The organism is Mesorhizobium sp. C395A (genome assembly GCF_030323205.1).
Lineage (GTDB): Bacteria > Pseudomonadota > Alphaproteobacteria > Rhizobiales > Rhizobiaceae > Mesorhizobium.
In genome coordinates this window covers 1130990-1149117 of record NZ_CP100473.1, presented here as the reverse complement: position 1 = coordinate 1149117, position 18128 = coordinate 1130990, and the positions used below count along the sequence as shown (strand labels likewise).

Here is an 18128-nt window from a genome sequence, read left to right as displayed (position 1 = left end):
CTCCCTGTTATCGGCCATCACCCAGTTTCTTGCTCATATAGACCGTCATGCCGTTCATGAACGGCTCCTCCCGGTCGATCGTATAGCCATGCCGTTTGTACAACAACACATTGGCCATGAAGGCGCCGTTGGTCAGCAGGCGCAGCTCGAAGCAGCTGGCCTCCAGCGCCTTCTGCTCCGCCCGTTCCAGCAACAGCCGGCCGATGCCCCTGCCCTGCGCCTGTGGCGCGACGCAGACATTCTCGATCCAGAGATGATCGTCGGCCGGGATGGTCTCGATCATGCCGACGATGCGGCCATTTTCGATGGCGAGATCGAACGGATGTTCGGCGACCGCCTTGTCATAGTCGGCGCGCATCGGCAGCGGCTCGCGGCCGATCAGAGGCACCCATTTGGCATAGGCGGCACGCACAATGTCCCTGATGGCGGCAGCGTCCGCCGGTTGGGCCGGCCGAAACAGGATGGAAGAATTGGACATGGCAAAGGCTCCAGACATGAAAACCCCGCCGGCACACGTCGCGGGCGGGGCTGGAACGAACGAACCGATTTAGTGTGCCGGTCTTTGTCGTCGCGCCTTGCCGCTCCGCACTGTGCAGAGGCGACGTCGCTGGGCGATGGCGAGCGAGAAAATGGACATGACGCCACGCTGGAGTGCAAGACGCAGAGCGTCAAGCTGCATAACCGAGCCAGTCATCATGTTTGCATGGCACAGGCAAGATTGAAGGCATTGCCGACCGTTCGCAAAGATCGATCATTCCAATAAGAACAATTCGTTGGAAAGATCGATTCTGGAATGACATTCTCCTGAGGTACTTGCCTGGAGAATTGCATTGTCTGCCGCCGCCCAACTAGCGAACGATATTCCGATCAGCATGATTTCCGCCGACCTGGCCGTGGGCCGGAAGCGGCTCGATTCCGTGTGGAATGGCGTCATCCCCGGGATCGTGCTGGTAGCGATGATCACGGCTGTGGCCTTCTCGGCCCATAATGTCTCCGGCTTCGCGCTGTTCAGCCCGATGATCCTCGCCGTCGGCGCCGGCATGATCTATTCCAACGTGCTCGGCACCCCCGCCCATGCCAAGGCCGGCATCGCATTTTCGCAGAAGCGCCTGCTGCGCTTTGCCGTCGTGCTGCTCGGCTTCCAGCTGACGCTTGGCCAGGTCGTCTCCATCGGCGCCGGCGCCGTCGGCATCGTGGCAGCCACCCTTGGCGCCACCTTCGTCTTCACCATCACGCTTGGCCGGCTGCTCGGCGTCGACGCCAAGCTGGCGCAGCTGATTGCCGCCGGCACCTCGATCTGCGGCGCCTCGGCGATCGTCGCCACCAACATCGTCACCGATGCGCGCGACGAGGACGTCACTTATGCCGTCGCCTCGATCACGCTGTTCGGCACCGTCGCCATGCTCGGCCTTCCGCTGCTGGCGCCGGTGCTCGGCCTCGACCAGCATGCATTCGGCCTGTGGGCCGGCGCCTCGATCCACGAGGTGGCGCAGGTCATCGGCGCCGGCTTCCAGAACGGCGCCCAGTCCGGCGAGATCGCCACCGTCGCCAAGCTGACCCGCGTCGCCATGCTGGCGCCGATGGTCATCGCGCTCGGCCTGATGGCGCGCCGCAAGAGCAATGGCGATCGCCCAAGCGACCAATCCGGTGCGCGGCCGCCGATGCCGTGGTTCGTCGCCGCTTTCATCACCGTCGTGGCGCTGAACAGCCTGGTTGCCGTGCCGGCCGAAGTGAAGTCGGCCATGGCGTTCGCCACCACCATCATGCTGACCATGGGGCTCGCCGCCATGGGTCTGCAGGCCAACATTTCGCAGCTGCGCTCGCGCGGCCTTCGCCCGCTGGCGCTCGCCTACTGCGCCTTCCTGTTCATCGGCTGCTTCAGCCTGATGCTGGTGAAGTTCGCTTAATCCTCGAACGAACTCGCCGCGACATAGATCGCGGCCAGCGCTTCGATGCCGGCCTTGTCGTCCTTGTCGAAGCGGCCGGGCGTCGGGCTGTCGAGGTCGATCAGGCCGAAGACGCCCTGATTGTCCCTGAGCAGCACGACCAGTTCGGAGCGCGAGGCGGCGTCGCAGGCGATGTGGCCGGCAAATTCATGCACATCCTTGACCAGCATCGACATTTCGAGATCGATCGCGGTGCCGCACACGCCCTTGCCGACGGCGATGCGCACGCAGGCCGGCTTGCCCTGGAACGGTCCGAGCACCAGTTCCTCGTCGGAGGCCAGGAAATAGAAGCCGGCCCAGTTGAGATCGGGCACCATCTGGAAGATCAGCGCCGATGTGTTGGCGGCGTTGGCGACGGAGTCGCTCTCGCCTTCCAGCAGCGCCTTCAACTGGGTGGCCAGTTCGCGGTAGAAGGCTGGCTTGTTGGTGCTGTCGATGGTCTGGGCCGCAAACATGGCGTCGTCTCCATTGCCGGCGGGCCAAAAAGCCCGCTACATTTCCTGTCTGCCACCAATGATGCTCCCGGGAAATACACAATTGTGAATACCGACCGTGCCAGCCAAACACACGACCGGGCGCAACCCGCAGCAAGCGAAGGTCCCCTCACCTTCGCCGTGCTGGTCTTTCCCGGCTTTCCGATGATGGCGTTCAGTTCGGTGATCGAGCCGCTGCGCGCCGCCAATGTGCTGGCCAAACGCGATTGTTACCGCTGGGTGATCGTCGGCGCCGACCAGGGAACGGTCGAGGCGTCCAACGGGGTTGTCATACAACCGGGATTCTCAGCCTCCAGCGCACCGAAGGTCGACCGCATCGTCGTCTGCTCCGGCGGCAATGCGGACTTGCTTGTCGCGGACGATGCGGTTGCCTGGATCCGCAGGAGCCTGCGCGCCGGCGCCCATATCGGCGCGGTGGCCGACGCCGCCTTCTTCCTCGCCAGGGCCGGCCTGCTCGACGGCCATGCCTGCACCTTGCACTGGACCAGCCAGGCCGCCTTCACCGAGGCGTTCCCGGATATCGAGCTTCGGCGCGATCTCTACGTCATCGACCGCAAGCGCTTCACCTCGGCCGGTGGCGTCGGCAGCCTCGACATGATGCTGGAGATCATCACCAACGATTATGGCGGCGAGCTCGCGGCGGGCGTTGCCGAATGGTTCGTGCACAGCCCCTTGCGTTCGAGCGTCGACCGCAAGCTGATGCCGCTCAGGCTGCGCACCGGCGTCCAGAACGAACTGGTGCTGTCGGCCATCGCCATCATGGAGGATGCGGTCGAGGAGCGGCTTGGGATGACGGAACTGGCGGCAAGGCTCGGCGTCTCCTCCGACAAGTTGGAGCGCAATTTTCGCGCCCAGCTCAGCATTTCGCCCAATGGATATTACCGGCGGCTCCGGCTGCGGCGCGCCGCCGACCTGTTGGCCCATTCGACGCTGATGGTGCGAGACGTGGCGCTGGCCTGCGGCTTCGCGTCCATGTCAAGTTTCGCCCGAGCGTTTCGCGAGGAGCATGGGCACGCGCCGAAGGCGATGCGGCGGCATTAGAGGGCGCTGCGCGCTAACGCGGTGAGATGCTGGCGGGACAGCGCCCCCCTCTGTCCTGCCGGACATCTCCCCCACACAGGGGGAGATCAGATGTCGCCTCGGCTTTCGCCAATCACCAACGTTGCAGGGCGAGCGGGACGCGAAAGCTGCTAATCTCCCTCCTTGTGGGGGAGATGTCCGGCAGGACAGAGGGGGGCGCGAAGGATCGCAACATTGCCCTTTGTATCCATGCCCTTCTTGCGGCATTTCGCACGACATCTGCGGATTCTCGCACAGACATTTTTCGGCGCATGGCTATGGTCTAGCCCTTCAGGAGGCGCACCCAATGAGCATCGTCGTTTTCGATCCCGACAGCACCGAAGACGTGGACTTCAAAGACCGCATGCGCCACCCGGTCGCGGCTGACTCCGCCGGCGGCATGTGGCTGTCGGACACCGAGCCGTCCTTCATCGATGCCGACGCCTTGCGCAAGGGGCGGCTGGCGAAACTGCGCGGCTGGATGCGCGAGGCGGGCTATGGGGGCGTCGTTTTGTTCGACCCCTACAACCAGCGCTATGCCACCGGCTCGCGCAACATGTTCGGCTATTTCCTGCGCAACTCGACGCGGTATTTCTTCATCCCGACCGACGGGCCGATCGTTCTGTTCGAATACCCGCAGAGCTACCATGTCTCGATGGTGCTCGACACGATCGACGAGGCGCGCCCGTCCAAGCTGGTATGGTCTTCGGTGTCGGGCCGCGACGACGAAACCGCCGGCCCCTTCGCCGACGAGATCGCCGAGCTTTTGAAGAAACATGGCGGCGGCTCGATGAAGCTCGGGCTCGACCGCTGCAGCCATTTGCAGGCGCTGGCGCTGGAAAAGCGCGGCTGCGACGTCAGGGATTGTCAGGGCGAAATCCTGGCGGTGCGCGCGGTGAAAACACCCGAGGAAGTCAAATGCCTGCAGGTATCGATGGCTGGCGCGGAAGCCGCTGTTTATGCCGTGCGCGAGGCGATCAAGCCCGGCGTCTCCGAAAATGAGCTGTTCGCCATCATGTATGGCGAGGTGATCCGCCAGGGCGGCGAGTTCATCGAGACGCGGCTCCTCACCTCGGGACAGCGCACCAATCCGTGGTTCAACGAGGCCAGCGGCCGCAAGATCCGGCCGGGCGAGCTTCTGGCGCTCGATACCGATACGATCGGCTGCTATGGCTATTATTCCGATTTTTCGCGCACCTTCCGCTGCGGGCCGGGCAAGCCGACCGGCTATCAGAAATCGCTCTACCGCATGGCGCACGACCAGGTTCAGCACAACATTTCGATCGTCAGGCCGGGCATGGCTTTTCGCGAGATCGCCGAAAAGGCGTGGAAAATCCCGGACCGTTTCGTCGACCAGCGCTATACCTCGGTGATGCACGGCGTCGGCATGCATGGCGAGACGCCGTTCATAGCGCACGCCATGGACTATGAAACCTACGGCCGCGACGGTGTTATCGTGCCCGGCATGGTGGTGAGCGTGGAAAGCTATATCGGCGAGAAAGGCGGCCGCGAGGGCGTCAAGCTGGAGGACGAGATCCTGATCACCGACACCGGCACCGAGCTTCTGTCGCGCTTTCCCTACGAGGATGAATTTCTGGAGAAGCAGGTTTGATCGCAGCGTCCCTCACTAACGTCAGCGCGGTATCGCAAACCTTCGGGAATAGTCGCGGCAGCTATGCCTTCGTCATCCTAGGGCGAAGCAAGGAGCGCAGCGACGCGGCGCAGACCCTAGGATCCATGCCGGGACTCATCCGCGCCCCAACGGTGCAAGTTCTGCTCCGCCGCACTCTCCGACCAGCGTCACGGCATGGATCCTCGGGTCTCCGCGACGGAGCTTCGCTCCTGCTTCGCCCGTGGATGACGAAGGTGGGGAGGCACCGGCCAATCACCACTGTTTGCGCGACTTCGCTGAACGGAATGGCGTTGGTCGCGAACCAAGGCCTATCCGCATGAAAAGCCCCATCTCGATCAAACGTGGCACGGTCGCCGCGGCGTTCATCGACCTCCAGGAAGAGCATCGGCAGGACAAGCGCTATCTGGTCGAAGGTTTTGGCGAGGTGCTTGCCAACGTCCAGCGCCTGCAGGCGGCGGCGCGGCGCAACTTCGTGCCGCTGTATCACTGGGCCTATATCGTCGATACCGCCAAGGCGCGGCCGTTCCATCCGCTCGATGCCGACGGCAAGTCGGCTTTTTCCGACAAGAGCGATCCGCTGACGGAAATCTGCCCGGAAGTGGCGGCCGCGGCCGGCGAGACGATGCTGGTCAAGACGCAGGCCAGCGCCTTCGGCGCCGGGCCTGTCGCAACCGAACTCAAGGCGCGCGGCATCGAATGGCTGATCGTCGCCGGCGTCTGGACCGAGGCCTGCATCGACGCCACCGTCAAGGACGCGGTCGCATCCGGCTTTCGTGTGCTTCTGGTCAAGGATGCCTGCGGCAGCGGCAGTGCCGCCATGCACCAGACCGCCATCCTCAACCTTGCCAACCGGCTCTATGGCGGCGCCGTCACCAACACGATAGACGCGTGCCGGCTGATGGCGGGCGACACCGTCGATGCATGGCGGGTCGAGGGCTCGGTGCCGCTGCGCTTCACCTTTGAAAACGCCGAACGTCTCTACGGCGAGCTCTGAGAGATGGGCACGGTCCACAAGCTCAAGACCACCAGGCGGGGGAAATACGCCACCCTGCTCGACCCGGCGCTGTGGGAGCATATCGACCTGGTCAATGACTGGTTCCCGCCAGAAATCGCCGAACTTCCGATCGCCGAGCAAAGGTCGGTCTATGATGCGATGTGCCGCGCCTTCCATCAGGGTTATCCCAAAGGGGTTTCGGCCAGCGGCGGCAACATCGCCGCCGATGCAGGGCACGCCATCCCGATCCGCTACTACCGGATGGCGGGCAAGCCCGTGCGCGCCGTCATCGTCTACTATCATGGCGGCGGCTTTGTGCTGGGCGGGCTCGACAGCCATGACGACATCTGCGCCGAGATCTGCGCCGGCACCGGTTTCGACGTTGTCTCGGCCGACTACCGGTTGGCGCCGGAACATCCCCACCCGGCCGCCTTCGACGACGCGCTGACCGCGTTCGAATGGGCGGCGGTGACAACGGACCTGCCGATCGTGCTCGTTGGCGAAAGCGCCGGCGGCAACCTTGCCGCCGCGGTCGCGCACGCCTCGCGCCGCCACCTGCGCCGGGCGGTCGGCCAGGTGCTGATCTATCCCGGCCTCGGCGGCGACGAGAGTGCCGGCTCCTATGTCGAACATGCCGACGCACCGCTGTTGACACTGCGCGACATCGCGTTCTACCGCACCATTCGCGCTGCCCCGGCACAGTCGCCCGACGACCCGACTTTTTCGCCGCTGAAAGACAACGACTTCTCCGGCCTGCCGCCGACTGTCATCATCACTGCCCAATGCGATCCGCTGTCATCGGACGGCGAGACCTATCGCGACCGCATTGTTGCCGCCGGCGGCCGCGCCTGGTGGTATGAGGAGCCGCGGCTGGTGCACAGTTTTCTGCGCGCCCGCAAAAGTGTTCAGCGCGCCGGCGAGGCGTTCGTGTGCACGCTTGCAGCCATCGCCGCCGTCGCCGTGCTCGGCAAGAACGACTGGCCATATTGAGGCGGCGAAGCGCTGATCTCCCCCTCGTGGGCAGGCAATCGCATATGAGATTTTTGCGAAGAGGACCCCACCCTAGTCCTCCCCACAAGGGAGGGAACGCTGCCGCCCGCTATATTGCGGCGCTCAACGTGGCCAATCTGCCGAGTTCGGCGCTGCCGAAGTCTCCCTCCCCCTTGTGGGGAGGGATTAAGGGTGGGGGTATTCGTAGAGCGCAAAGCGCCGAAATCCATATGCGATTGCCGCGCCCACAAGGGGGAAATTGTCTGCACTCCCACTGCGGAGTGGCGCACAAGAATTGCGGAAAAGAGAACATTTCCCGGGGTCGGCCCGCTTTATCATCACCTGCTCAGGCAACGGCGCCCCATGATCGCATCCGCCCCCAGCGGAGGCGGACCGTCGGGGCGCCCAACAAAAGAGGGAACGACGATGAAATTCATGCTGACCGACCGCAATTTGCACCCGCAGGCCAAACCCGTCGCCCAAGATTTCACAAAGGGCGGCGTCAACCGGCGCGAATATCTCGCCATCATGGCCGGCTTCGGCGTCAGCGCGGCCGGAGCACTGGCATTGGGCGGCCTTTCCCCTTCGCCCGCCCGGGCCGAAGAGCCGAAACGCGGCGGCACCTTGCGCGTCGCCATGAACGTCAAGGGCTTCAAGGATCCACGTACTTTCGACGGCGTCGAAATGTCCAATGTAGCGCGCCACTGCAACGAATATCTGGTGCGCTGGAACCGCGACTTCACCTTCGAGCCGTGGCTGCTCGAAAGCTGGGAAACCAGCGACGACGCCAAGACGCTGACGCTTCATGTGCGCAAGGGCATCGCCTGGTCGAATGGCGACGCCTTCAACGCCGATGACGTCATCCACAATCTCAGCCGCTGGTGCGATGCTTCCGTCGCCGGCAACTCGGTCGCCGCACGCATGGGCGCGCTGGTCAATGCCGACACCAAGAAGCCGGTCGATGGCGGCATCGAGAAGGTCGACGACTTCACCGTAAAGCTCAATCTGCCGAAACCCGACATTTCGCTGATCGCCGGCATGGCCGACTATCCCGCGCTGATCATGCATCGCTCCTATGAGGGCGGCGACGACCCGATGAAGGCGCTGGCGATCACCACCGGCCCTTGCGAACTGGTCAGCTGGAATGCCGAGACCAGTGCGGAGGTGAAGCGCAAGGACAAGCCCTGGTGGAAGGGCGACTTCTACCTCGACGGCATCAAATGGGTCGATTACGGCTCCGACCCCAACGCCATGCTGTCGGCGTTCGAATCCGGCGAAATCGACACCGACCACGAGACCGCGTCCGACGCCGTGTCGCAGACCGAGCAGATGGGCTTGTTGAATTCCGAGATCGCCACCGGCTCGACCATCGTTGCCCGCTTCAATGTCGGCAACGCGCCCTATGACGACGTCAACGTGCGCCGCGCCGCCCAGCTTGCGGTCGACAATTCGGCCGTGCTGGCGCTCGGCCTCGGCGGCCGCGGGAAGCCTGCCGACAACCACCATGTCGGTCCGATGCATCCTGAGTTTGCCGATATCGGTCCGGCCAAGCGAGATATGGATCAGGCGAAGAAACTGCTCACTGAAGCCGGCAAGACGGACCACGAATTCGAGCTGATCTCGGTCGACATCGAATGGCAAAAGAGCACCGGCGACGCGATCGCCGCGCAGATGCGCGAGGCCGGCCTGAAGATCAAGCGCACCGTGCTGCCGGCGGCGACCTTCTGGAACGACTGGAGCAAATACCCCTTCTCCACCACCGAATGGCTGGGCCGCCCGCTCGGCGTCCAGGTGCTGGCGCTCGCCTATAAATCGGGCGCCGCCTGGAACGAAAGCGCTTACGCCAACAAAGAGTTCGACGAACTCCTCGACAAGGCGCTGGCAACGCCGGATGCTGCCCAGCGCAAGGAGATCATGGCCAAGATCGAACAGAATCTGCGGGATGCCGGCATCATCATCCAGCCCTACTGGCGCTCGGTCTACCGCACCTACCGCAAGGGCGTGCAAGGCTGCGAACAGCACCAGTCGCTGGAACAGCATTTTGAGAAGGTGTGGCTGGAGGGGTGATCCTTCGGGGACGCCGCATACCGGCTGGCACCTGAGCGGTATGTCGCTCAGGTAGATACCTGCAGCGCACTCCGAGCATTTACGACGGTGTCTGTCTTGACGCGGCGACCGTGGATCGGTCTGGTGTGTCGACGAGGCGCCGCTGTGGGCTCGCGTCATTCCGGAGAATACACATGCGCGCCCGTTGGGCTTTCATTCTTGCACCCATTATTCCGGCGATCCTGCCCGGCTACAATTGGCATGCGAACCACCCTGAGACGGGGCCGTTGTCGGGCTTCATCTTCGTAACCCTTGTTTTCTATGTTGTGGAGGCGGTGGTAGGAATTCCGGCCTTCTATGTCCTGACCCGACGGCGCTGGCAGTTTTTTTGGGTATACGTCGTCGTTGGCTTTCTGGCAGTTTTTGTTCCAGCGTTTGTCTTCGGCCTCAGTAAGTGGAGTCCTCCATTGGGAATCGGCGGAGTTCTCTATGCATGCTCCTTCATAGGGATACTCGGTGGCGCTACAGGGCTGATCTTCTGGCTTTTGGTGCGCCCAGACAAGGACCCTGTCGAACAGATTGCTTCGCACTTTACCTAGGTCAGCACCCCAAGATTGAGTTCAAGGCCTGATACACTTTGGCCGCGATATTTTGCACGAGAACGCATGGACCACTTCGACCTCGGCACCTATCGCCGTCCAATCTCCACCGCCTCGGTCGAGACGCAGCGCTGGTTCGATATCGGGCTGAACTGGTGCTACGGCTTCAACCATGAGGAAGGCATAAAGTGCTTCGAGAAGGCGCTGGAGACAGATCCTGATTGCGCCTTCGTGCATTGGGGCATCGCCTATGCCGCCGGGCCTTTTTACAACCTCACCTGGAACGAGCACGGCAAGGACGAGGCAGACCGTGCGGCCAAACGCTGCTTCGACCATGTCCAGCTCGCGCGGGATGTGGCGATCACCTCGTCGTGCCTGTGTCGGACGAGCGCGGAGGCGGGGCCAAGCTGTTGTCACTGAAATCCCCGCCGCCCGACCAGCCGAGTTGGCTTCGCCTTCTAAGAGAAAATCTCCGCCAGTTCGTCTACGCTGGTGCCTTCCCTAACCTGGCGCAGTTCAACATAGGCGACCGCAATGGCCACCGATGCCACCGTGGACACGACCGTCGCGATAAGGACGCTTCCGATAGCGCCGAAAATCAGGGCAACCGTCGAGAGGCCGCTGAAGAAAGCGAAAATCAGGCCGATCAGCAAGGCAAACATCATCTGGAAGGCAAGCGCCGCCAAAAACAGGATCAGAAAGACACCGAACATCGGCCAGCGGCTGCCCTTTGTCAGAGCACGGCTGCGCGACATCGCGCCAAACATGCCAAGCCGCTCCTGCATCAGCACCGGCACGGAAACCGATATGCCGAGCAGCCACCTGATGCCGGCAACGAGCAACACCACGAAGGCAATGATCGCTCCGAAGATCGGCACCAACATTCCGGCGATGCCCATCACGATGAGGCCAAGGATCATGGCCAAAAAGACAATCAGCCCCACCCCCAGCGTCGGGAATATGCTGCGCAAGGCTATCTGGATGCAGTCGCCGATCGCCGGGCGCTTGCCGTTCAGGTCCTCTATCGTCGCTTGCACCAGCGAGGACTGGAACAACAGCGCGCAAACGAAATAGATCAGGCTTAAAACGAGCGATAAGAACGAGCTGCTCATAATGACCCACTTCGCGCCGAGTGGAGGTGCGGCGATGTAGCCGTTGGAGCCGCCATTCCAGTGGTTCGACAGATTGAGCGCAACTGCTGGGAGGACCAGGAAAAGCGCCGCCAAAGCAATCATCAGACCGGGATTGCGGTCGATCACGGCGAAGGTGTTGTTGAAAACCCTGCCGATCTGGAACTTCTCAAGCCGCGCCGACGCCGTCGATGCCACGATTACCCCTTCCGGCCCGAGCTAGATCCCGGCCAATCGCGCCAACATGACTGGCTGTTCTCGGGCCAAAACCTTCGTTACGAGAAGATCTCCGCCAGTTCGTCGACGCTGGTGCCTTCCCTGACCTGGCGCAGCTCGACATAGGTGACGGCAATCGCCACCGAAATCACCGCCGAAACGATTGTCGACAGCAGGCTGCTTCCGATGGCAGCGGCAATGAGACCGGTCGTGCTGATCCCGCCGCTCGCAATAGCAGCCTGAAACAGCAAGGTGAAAACCACTTGTAGCCCTATCGCAACAATGCCGAGGACCAGAAACAGCGCGAATATCCGCCAGCGGCTTCCCTTCGTCAGCGCCCTGCTTCGCGAAATCGAGGCGAAGACGCCAGGCCTTTCCTGAACTGCGACGGGCACAGCCACCGATATGCTGATCAGCCACATGGCTATGGGGATGAGCGACAGAAGTGCAATCACACCGCCGACGATGGGGATGGCCATGGTGATGACCGTTAATATCATCGCCACCAGAAACATTGCCACGATGATCACAAGACCAATTCCGAGCGTGGGGAGGAAGCTGCGCAGGGCTATCTGAATGCAATCGCCAATCGACGGGCGCTTGCCGTTCAAATCTTCGATTGTCGCTCGTACCAGCGCCGCCTGCGCCAGAAAGGCCAAGATCAGGAGCACCAGGCCGGCAATCATCGAAACGGCACCATAGCCCGCCATAGCCGATTGCTCGAAGCTCGCCCCAGGTACTGCTATCTTTGCAATCTGTCTAAAGCTCCAGATGTTGTACAGCAGCGCAGGCAGCGTCGAAAAAAGGCCGACGATGGCAGCAAGTGGGACGAAGCTGCGTCCGATTACCGAAAACGTATTGCTGAAAGCCCTGCCGACGCTGAACCGTTCCGGACGCTCGCTCGCGATTGACGTCATGTTACATTCCCCCCGACTAATGGATACCCGAAATCAGAAAGTATAAATCACCGATATTGATACTTGCGGTTGCCGCCGCTTGCAATTGCCTTGGCGTATTGCCAGTGTCGGCTCGCGAACCGCAGGTTGCAGGGGGGCGAGAAGGTGACTGCTGCACAGCCGGACGCTGCGCAAGCCGAATGGCTGGCCAAACTGCACAAGCAGTTGCTGTCGGACGATTCGATCCAGTTCGACTTGCCGGCCTACAGACCACCCGAGACCCCCGAGTGGCTAAGACCGCTGGGCGAGTTCCTGAAATCGCTCGGCCCTTACATGATCTATCTGTTCTGGGGGGCGGTGATCACAGGTGCCGCAATCATTCTGCTGCTGATTTTGCTTGAGGTGAAAGGCGTCGCCTGGCGCCTGCCCTGGTGGCGCAAAAAGAGCGTGACCGAGGCGGAAGCGACATGGCACCCCGACGTGGGCGCCGCGCAGATCCTGTTGTCGGAAGCCGATGCGCTGGCCGCCCGGGGCGAGTATGACGAGGCGGTGCATCTCCTGCTGCGCCGCAGCGTTGCCGACATTGCCGGCCGCCTGCCCGACTTCCTGCGCCCGTCGCTGACCGCGCGCGATATCGCGGGAGCGGCGTCGCTGCCAACGCGGGCGCGTGGCGCCTTTACCCAGATCGCGCGCATCGTCGAGGCCGCTCTGTTCGCGCGCCGGCCGGTCGGGCCAGAGGGCTGGCAGGAGGCGCGCAGCGCCTATGAGCGATTCGTCTTCAGGGATGCCTGGACGTGAGTGACGCGACAGCCGACATCGCCCAGCAGGAACCGTTCAGCCGCAGGACGCTGTTCTGGGGCATTTTCGCCAGCCTACTCGCGGCCGCGGGCTTCTTCCTGTTGTCCACCTATGCGCCCGACCTTCGCCAGCCGAGCGCCGGTGGCGCAACGCCGCTGTCGAAGAGCGGCATCGGCTATGCCGGCCTGGCGCAATGGCTGAAGCTGACCGGCAAGGCGCCCGATATGGCGCGGTCCGACAGCGATCTCGAGACCGAGATGCTGCTGATCGTCACCATTTCGCCCGACAGCGACCCAGATGCGCTCGCCAACATAATCAAGCTTCGCAAGGGCCTGGATACGCTGTTCGTTCTGCCCAAATGGGCGACCTTGCCGCTGGCCTTGCACGAAGGCTGGGAGATGAAGATCCAGCGACTGCCGGATGTGGTGGTCAACGACTGGCTCGGCCGCATCGCCAAGGCCAAGCTCGGCGAAGGCGAAAGCACGGCCAAGCAACTCGACGTCTCAGGGCAAATGGTCAGCGTTCCCGACCAGTTGCAATGGGTGGCCGACGAACACCCGCTGATTGCCGCCGGCAACGGCAAGGCCGTGCTGACCGAGGTCGAAGACGAGCGGTTCTACATTCTGACGGACCCCGATCTCATCAACAACGCTGGCTTGAAAGATCCCGACAAGGCGGCGGCGGCGCTCAAGCTGATCGAGTTCCTCCAGCCCGAAGAGGGTGCCGTCATGTTCGACCTGACGCTGCATGGCGTCGGGCGAAAATACGATCTCGCCAAGCTTCTGGTCGAACCGCCTTTCCTGGCGCTGACGCTGACCATCCTGGCGGCGGCGGCACTTGCCTTCCTGCATGGCCTTGGCCGGTTCGGGCCGCCACGGGCCGATCAGCGCGCCATCGCCTTCGGCAAACGCGCGCTGGTCGACACCACGGCGATGCTGTTGCGCCGCGCCGGCCGGCTGGAGGAACTGGGCGACCGCTATGGAGCACTGGCACGCGTGCGCGCCGGCGCGCTGCTCGGCGCGCCGCACGGTTTGCACGACGAAGCGCTCGACCGCTGGCTCGATTCCCGCGACAAGGACGAAGCCGGCGGTTTCACGACCCGCCTGCAAGCTGCGAACGCGGCAAAGACCCTGACACAAATGCATGATGCAGCCGAAAAGCTGCACGACTGGACGGCAAGGAGGCTCGGTGAACGTCGATGATGTGAAGGCCCTGGCGACACAGATCAGGGAAGAGGTGGCCAAGGCCATCACCGGGCAACACGATACGGTCGATCTGATGCTCACGGCATTGTTCGCCGGCGGGCATATATTGCTCGAGGGACCGCCGGGCACGGCCAAGACGATGACGGCGCGCTGCTTTGCCCAGGCGCTGGGCGTCGCCTATGGCCGCATCCAGTTCACACCCGACCTGATGCCCGGCGATATCGTCGGTTCCAACATCTACAATTTCCAGACCGGGCAATTCACGCTGACGCGCGGCCCGATCTTCTGCGATCTGCTGCTCGCCGACGAAATCAACCGAACGCCGCCGAAGACCCAGGCAGCCCTGCTGGAGGCGATGCAGGAGCATGCCGTCACCTTCGACGGCACCACCCATGCGCTCGGCCCGAACTTCATGGTGGTCGCGACGCAGAACCCAATCGAGCACCAGGGCGTCTATCCCCTGCCCGAAGCCCAGCTCGACCGTTTCCTGTTCAAGCACCGGGTGAGCTACCCCGGCCCGGAAGAGGAAAAGGCGATCATCATCCACCATGGCGGCAGCACCGCCTCGCACGATATCAAGCAATACGGCATCACCGCCCAGGCCGACCGCAAGACGCTGGAAAAGGCGTTGGCGACCGTCGGCGAGGTCACGCTTGTCGACGACGTCGTGGACTATATCGCAAGGCTGGTGCGGGCCACGCGCGCCAGCCCCGATCTGGAAGTCGGTGCCAGCCCGCGTGCGGGCGCCATGCTGGCGAGAGCCGCACGCGCCCGGGCAGCGCTCGACGGGCGCGCCTATGTCATCCCCGACGACGTCAAGGCGCTTGCGGTGCCGGCGCTGCGCCATCGTGTGATCCTGTCGCCGGCGGCGCAGATCGACGGCCGCCTGGTCGAGCAGATCGTCACCGACTTGGTCGACCAGACGGAAGCGCCACGTTGATCTATCCGAGCGGCCGGGCAGTCTGGGCAGGTGCGGCAGGTGCAATACCGGCCTTCCTGATCGCGCTCGCGCTGCCGTCGCTGTGGTATCTCGGCCTGTTGTGGATCTGCGCGCTGCTTGCTTTCCTGGCCGTGGACGCCGCCGCCGGGCGCGGACGCGCTTCCCTGGATGCCAGCATCCATGCCCCGCCGCAAGTCAGCGTCGGCGGCCAGTTCACCGTCCATGTCACTGCCGGGCTCAGCGGACGGTCGCGCGCGGTGCAGGCGCGCCTCGGCCATGACGAGCGGCTGGAACCGGTGGGCGGCACCGGCGGCGCGTTGACCGCCGAGGCCGGCAGCGCATCGCTCGACCTCAAATTTCAGGCGCTGCGGCGCGGCATTGCCAGGTTCGACCGTCTGTGGGTGCGCTGGCGCGGGCCGTTCGGCTTGGTCTGGAACCAGGTCGTGCTGCCGATGGACGGCAAGGTGGCGGTGCTGCCCAACGTCAGCAGCGCCCGCGACGAGGCGATCACGCTTCTGCAGCGCCAGGCGCTGCCCGACGGACATGCGCAGCGCCGCGCCGGCCAGGGCCGCGAATTCGAGGCGCTCAAGGACTACCAGCCCGGCATGGGCCGGCGCATGATCGACTGGAAGCGCAGCGCCCGCCACGGCAGGCTTCTGGCGCGCGAATTCCGTATCGAGGAGAACAACAACATCGTGCTGGCCATCGATAGCGGCCGGCTGATGTGCGAGCCCGTCGACGGCGTGCCGAAGGTCGACCGCGCCGTCACCGCAGCCTTGCTGTCGGCGTTCATTGCGCTGAAGGGCGGCGACATGGTCTCCCTGTTCGGCTTCGACGCGAGGCCGCGCGTTTCCAGCGGCGCCGTGCGCGGCTCCGCCAGCTTCGCCATGATCCAGAAGCGGGCCGCGGAAATCGACTATTCCACCGAAGAGACCAATTTCACTTTGGCGCTGACGACGCTGGCGGCGCGGCTCGACCGGCGTTCGCTGATGATCATCTTCACCGACTTCGTCGATCCGATCAGCGCCGAACTGATGCTGCGCACCGTCGGCCGGCTCACCGAACGGCATCTGGTGCTGTTCATGATGATGAAGGATGTCGAACTGGAGACACTGGCCGACATGCCGCCGGACGCACCGGAGGATGTGGCGCGCTCGGTCGTCGCCGGCGGGCTGCTGCGCGAAAGGCAGGTCGTCATCGGCAGGCTCAGGCTGCTCGGCGCGCATGTCATCGAAGCCGACCATCAGAGGCTCGGGCCGGCACTGGTCGAGCGCTATCTCGAACTCAAGCGAGAGGATCTGTTGTGAACGCGCTGGTCGGCAAGGATGCGGTGCGCCAGTCGCTGGCGAGCTTCCGTTCGGAGCGCGAGGCCGACTGGAAGGCGTTCGAGGCGCTGCTTGCCCGGGTCGAGAAACGTGCGCCGCGCACGCTGTCGGAAGACGAACTGCTGTCGCTGCCGCTGCTCTACCGCTCGGCGCTGTCCTCGCTTTCGGTGGCGCGGGCGACGTCGCTCGACAATGCGCTGGTCAGCTATCTCGAAGCGCTGTGCCTGCGCGGCTACTTCTACCTCTATGGCGCGCGTCGCGGCTTGCGGCAGCGCATCGGCGATTTCTTTCTGCATGACTGGCCGCATGCCATTCGCGATTTGTGGCGCGAGACCTTGCTGTCGGTCGTCCTGACCTTTGTCGGCGCCGGCGCCGGCTACTGGCTGGTGGCCAAAGACAAGGGCTGGTTCGACGCCATCATTCCGCCGAGCCTGGCCGGCGGGCGCAACCCGGATGCCTCAGTCGAAGTCCTGCGGCAGGTGCTTTATGACGGCGCCGAGAATAATTTCCTGTCGGGCTTCGCCGCCTATCTGTTCACGCACAATGTCCAGGTGGCGATCCTGGCCTTCGCGCTGGGCTTTGCCTTCGCGGTGCCGAGCGTGCTCTTGATCCTGATGAATGGCTGCCTGCTTGGCGCAATGTTCCAGATCTACGTCGCCAAGGGGCTCGGCCTGGAGTTGGGCGGATGGCTGTCCATCCATGGCACCACCGAGATCTTCGCGATCGCCTTGGCGGGCGCCGCCGGCATGCGCATCGGCACGCGCATCGCCTTCCCCGGCGAACTGACGCGGATGACGGCTGCTGCCTATGCCGGGCGCGTGGCCGCCACCACCATGGTCGGGGTGACGATCATGCTTTTGTTTGCCGGCCTGCTCGAAGGCATCGGCAGGCAGGTGATCACCAGCGACGTGACACGCTATGCCATTGGCGGCGTCATGCTGACGCTGTGGCTTTGCTATTTCTATGTGTTCAGGGTGGTGCGGCATGGCAACCGCTAGGCGTGCTGCCGTCTCGACAATACGGCCGCTGATCACGCCGGAAGGCGTCGATCTCCGGATCAAGCTCGCCGATGCCGGCACCCGCGCCGCCGCCTTCCTGCTCGACTTTGTCATCATCATTGTCACGGCGATCGTGATCTCGATCGTTGCACTGTTCGGGCTGGCCGGCCTCAAAGGCGAAGGCGCGCAGCCGCTGTTCATCGTCTGGATCATCCTGATCTTCTTCCTGCGCAACGCCTATTTCATCGTCTTCGAAGCCGGCCGCCGCGCCGCCACACCCGGCAAACGGATGCTCGGCATCCGGGTGGCATCGCGCAGCGGCGCCGGCCTGTCGGTCGATCAGGTCATTGCCCGCAACCTGATGCGCGAGATCGAGATCTTCCTGCCGCTATCGATCATCCTCGGCCGCAGCGAGATGGGGCTCGCCGACACGCTGACGACGATCTTCGGACTGGTGTGGACGCTGCTGTTTGCGCTCTTCCCGCTGTTCAATCGCGACCGCATGCGCATCGGCGACCTTTTGGCCGGAACGTGGGTTGTCGAGGCGCCGAAACTGGCGCTGGTCGAAGACCTGTCGCAACGCCAGGACACCACCACCCGCGCCTTCCGATTCACCCAGGCGCAGCTCGATGCCTATGGCATCGCCGAACTGCACAAGCTGGAAGAGGTGCTGCGCCGCGACGACTATTTCGCCCTGAAAGCCGTGGCCGAGACGATCGGGCGCAAAATCGGCATGACAATCGAGCCGGTCGATTCCAGGGCCTTCCTCACCGCCTATTATGGCGAGCTGCGGGCACAGCTCGAACGCAAGCTTTTGCTGGGAACACGCAAGGCGGATAAGTACCAGCGGTAGATCGGA

18 protein-coding genes are annotated in these 18128 nt (G+C 63.5%); 14 read left to right on the top strand and 4 right to left on the bottom strand.

The genetic code is table 11. From position 1 onward, the window contains the following. Positions 1–7: 7 nt before the first annotated feature. On the bottom strand, positions 8–478 hold the full coding sequence (locus NLY37_RS05620) for a GNAT family N-acetyltransferase (protein ID WP_023742718.1): 471 nt from the start codon (positions 476–478) through the stop codon (positions 8–10). 394 nt (positions 479–872) lie between these two features. On the opposite strand from NLY37_RS05620, the gene NLY37_RS05615 reads away from it, so the two are divergent. Continuing rightward, positions 873–1907: a YeiH family protein gene (locus NLY37_RS05615; RefSeq protein WP_502882108.1), complete on the top strand. Its 1035-nt coding sequence runs from the start codon at positions 873–875 to the stop codon at positions 1905–1907. Here the strand turns inward: NLY37_RS05615 and msrC are convergent. Continuing rightward, a complete protein-coding gene (msrC, locus tag NLY37_RS05610) occupies positions 1904–2401 on the bottom strand; it encodes a free L-methionine (R)-S-oxide reductase MsrC (RefSeq protein WP_023742720.1) in 498 nt (165 codons plus the stop codon). The two genes, NLY37_RS05615 and msrC, sit on opposite strands and share 4 nt — an antisense overlap. A 183-nt stretch (positions 2402–2584) precedes the next feature. Here msrC and NLY37_RS05605 point away from each other — a divergent pair, with 183 nt between their 5' ends. The 7 genes from NLY37_RS05605 to NLY37_RS05575 all read left to right on the top strand — a co-directional run bounded on the left by NLY37_RS05605 (position 2585) and on the right by NLY37_RS05575 (position 10181). Then, a complete protein-coding gene (locus NLY37_RS05605; protein ID WP_245270993.1) occupies positions 2585–3481 on the top strand; it encodes a GlxA family transcriptional regulator in 897 nt (298 codons plus the stop codon). A 325-nt stretch (positions 3482–3806) separates the two neighbouring features. Then, positions 3807–5111: a M24 family metallopeptidase gene (locus NLY37_RS05600; RefSeq protein WP_023742722.1), complete on the top strand. Its 1305-nt coding sequence runs from the start codon at positions 3807–3809 to the stop codon at positions 5109–5111. 337 nt (positions 5112–5448) lie between these two features. Further along, on the top strand, positions 5449–6126 hold the full coding sequence (locus NLY37_RS05595; protein ID WP_023742723.1) for an isochorismatase family protein: 678 nt from the start codon (positions 5449–5451) through the stop codon (positions 6124–6126). A 3-nt stretch (positions 6127–6129) separates the two neighbouring features. Further along, positions 6130–7116 carry an alpha/beta hydrolase gene (locus NLY37_RS05590; protein WP_031246439.1) on the top strand — a complete coding sequence of 329 codons (987 nt, stop codon included), beginning with the start codon at positions 6130–6132 and terminating at the stop codon, positions 7114–7116. 426 nt (positions 7117–7542) lie between these two features. Continuing rightward, positions 7543–9183, top strand: coding sequence for an ABC transporter substrate-binding protein (locus NLY37_RS05585; protein WP_023742725.1), 1641 nt, complete (start codon positions 7543–7545; stop codon positions 9181–9183). A 173-nt stretch (positions 9184–9356) separates the two neighbouring features. Further along, complete coding sequence (locus tag NLY37_RS05580; RefSeq protein ID WP_023742726.1) at positions 9357–9761, top strand: hypothetical protein; 405 nt, start codon at positions 9357–9359, stop codon at positions 9759–9761. 66 nt (positions 9762–9827) lie between these two features. Beyond that, on the top strand, positions 9828–10181 hold the full coding sequence (locus NLY37_RS05575) for a hypothetical protein (RefSeq protein WP_023742727.1): 354 nt from the start codon (positions 9828–9830) through the stop codon (positions 10179–10181). A gap of 38 nt (positions 10182–10219) precedes the next feature. Here the strand turns inward: NLY37_RS05575 and NLY37_RS05570 are convergent, their stop codons facing one another. Both NLY37_RS05570 and NLY37_RS05565 read right to left on the bottom strand, forming a co-directional pair. Beyond that, positions 10220–11020: a hypothetical protein gene (locus NLY37_RS05570; RefSeq protein WP_245270992.1), complete on the bottom strand. Its 801-nt coding sequence runs from the start codon at positions 11018–11020 to the stop codon at positions 10220–10222. 146 nt (positions 11021–11166) lie between these two features. Continuing rightward, positions 11167–12024 (bottom strand): hypothetical protein, encoded by an 858-nt coding sequence (locus NLY37_RS05565; RefSeq protein WP_023672536.1) that lies wholly within the window; start codon positions 12022–12024, stop codon positions 11167–11169. A gap of 144 nt (positions 12025–12168) precedes the next feature. Between NLY37_RS05565 and NLY37_RS05560 the strand changes: the two genes are divergently transcribed. Genes NLY37_RS05560 through NLY37_RS05535 form a run of 6 tightly spaced genes read left to right on the top strand, consistent with a single transcriptional unit; the run spans position 12169 to position 18122 of the window. Beyond that, positions 12169–12801 carry a DUF4129 domain-containing protein gene (locus NLY37_RS05560; protein ID WP_023742729.1) on the top strand — a complete coding sequence of 211 codons (633 nt, stop codon included), beginning with the start codon at positions 12169–12171 and terminating at the stop codon, positions 12799–12801. Beyond that, a complete protein-coding gene (locus NLY37_RS05555; protein ID WP_023742730.1) occupies positions 12798–14003 on the top strand; it encodes a hypothetical protein in 1206 nt (401 codons plus the stop codon). Before NLY37_RS05560 ends, NLY37_RS05555 begins: the two co-directional genes overlap by 4 nt. Continuing rightward, positions 13990–14946 carry an AAA family ATPase gene (locus NLY37_RS05550; protein WP_023742731.1) on the top strand — a complete coding sequence of 319 codons (957 nt, stop codon included), beginning with the start codon at positions 13990–13992 and terminating at the stop codon, positions 14944–14946. The genes NLY37_RS05555 and NLY37_RS05550 overlap by 14 nt, the downstream gene beginning before the upstream one ends. Continuing rightward, on the top strand, positions 14943–16253 hold the full coding sequence (locus NLY37_RS05545; protein ID WP_023742732.1) for a DUF58 domain-containing protein: 1311 nt from the start codon (positions 14943–14945) through the stop codon (positions 16251–16253). The genes NLY37_RS05550 and NLY37_RS05545 overlap by 4 nt, the downstream gene beginning before the upstream one ends. After that, complete coding sequence (locus NLY37_RS05540; protein WP_023742733.1) at positions 16250–17269, top strand: stage II sporulation protein M; 1020 nt, start codon at positions 16250–16252, stop codon at positions 17267–17269. Before NLY37_RS05545 ends, NLY37_RS05540 begins: the two co-directional genes overlap by 4 nt. Continuing rightward, positions 17256–18122, top strand: coding sequence for an RDD family protein (locus NLY37_RS05535; protein WP_023742734.1), 867 nt, complete (start codon positions 17256–17258; stop codon positions 18120–18122). The genes NLY37_RS05540 and NLY37_RS05535 overlap by 14 nt, the downstream gene beginning before the upstream one ends. The last annotated feature ends 6 nt before the right edge of the window (positions 18123–18128 follow it).

Bases quoted from the DNA above. Each gene is read 5' to 3' on its own strand.
- NLY37_RS05575 (WP_023742727.1), top strand. From the start codon at position 9,828: ATGGACCACTTCGACCTCGGCACCTATCGCCGTCCAATCTCCACCGCC.
- NLY37_RS05600 (WP_023742722.1), top strand. From the start codon at position 3,807: ATGAGCATCGTCGTTTTCGATCCCGACAGCACCGAAGACGTGGACTTC.
- NLY37_RS05605 (WP_245270993.1), top strand. From the start codon at position 2,585: ATGATGGCGTTCAGTTCGGTGATCGAGCCGCTGCGCGCCGCCAATGTG.
- NLY37_RS05595 (WP_023742723.1), top strand. From the start codon at position 5,449: ATGAAAAGCCCCATCTCGATCAAACGTGGCACGGTCGCCGCGGCGTTC.
- msrC (WP_023742720.1), bottom strand. From the start codon at position 2,401: ATGTTTGCGGCCCAGACCATCGACAGCACCAACAAGCCAGCCTTCTAC.
- NLY37_RS05585 (WP_023742725.1), top strand. From the start codon at position 7,543: ATGAAATTCATGCTGACCGACCGCAATTTGCACCCGCAGGCCAAACCC.
- NLY37_RS05615 (WP_502882108.1), top strand. From the start codon at position 873: ATGATTTCCGCCGACCTGGCCGTGGGCCGGAAGCGGCTCGATTCCGTG.
- NLY37_RS05590 (WP_031246439.1), top strand. From the start codon at position 6,130: ATGGGCACGGTCCACAAGCTCAAGACCACCAGGCGGGGGAAATACGCC.
- NLY37_RS05535 (WP_023742734.1), top strand. From the start codon at position 17,256: ATGGCAACCGCTAGGCGTGCTGCCGTCTCGACAATACGGCCGCTGATC.
- NLY37_RS05580 (WP_023742726.1), top strand. From the start codon at position 9,357: ATGCGCGCCCGTTGGGCTTTCATTCTTGCACCCATTATTCCGGCGATC.
- NLY37_RS05565 (WP_023672536.1), bottom strand. From the start codon at position 12,024: ATGACGTCAATCGCGAGCGAGCGTCCGGAACGGTTCAGCGTCGGCAGG.
- NLY37_RS05620 (WP_023742718.1), bottom strand. From the start codon at position 478: ATGTCCAATTCTTCCATCCTGTTTCGGCCGGCCCAACCGGCGGACGCT.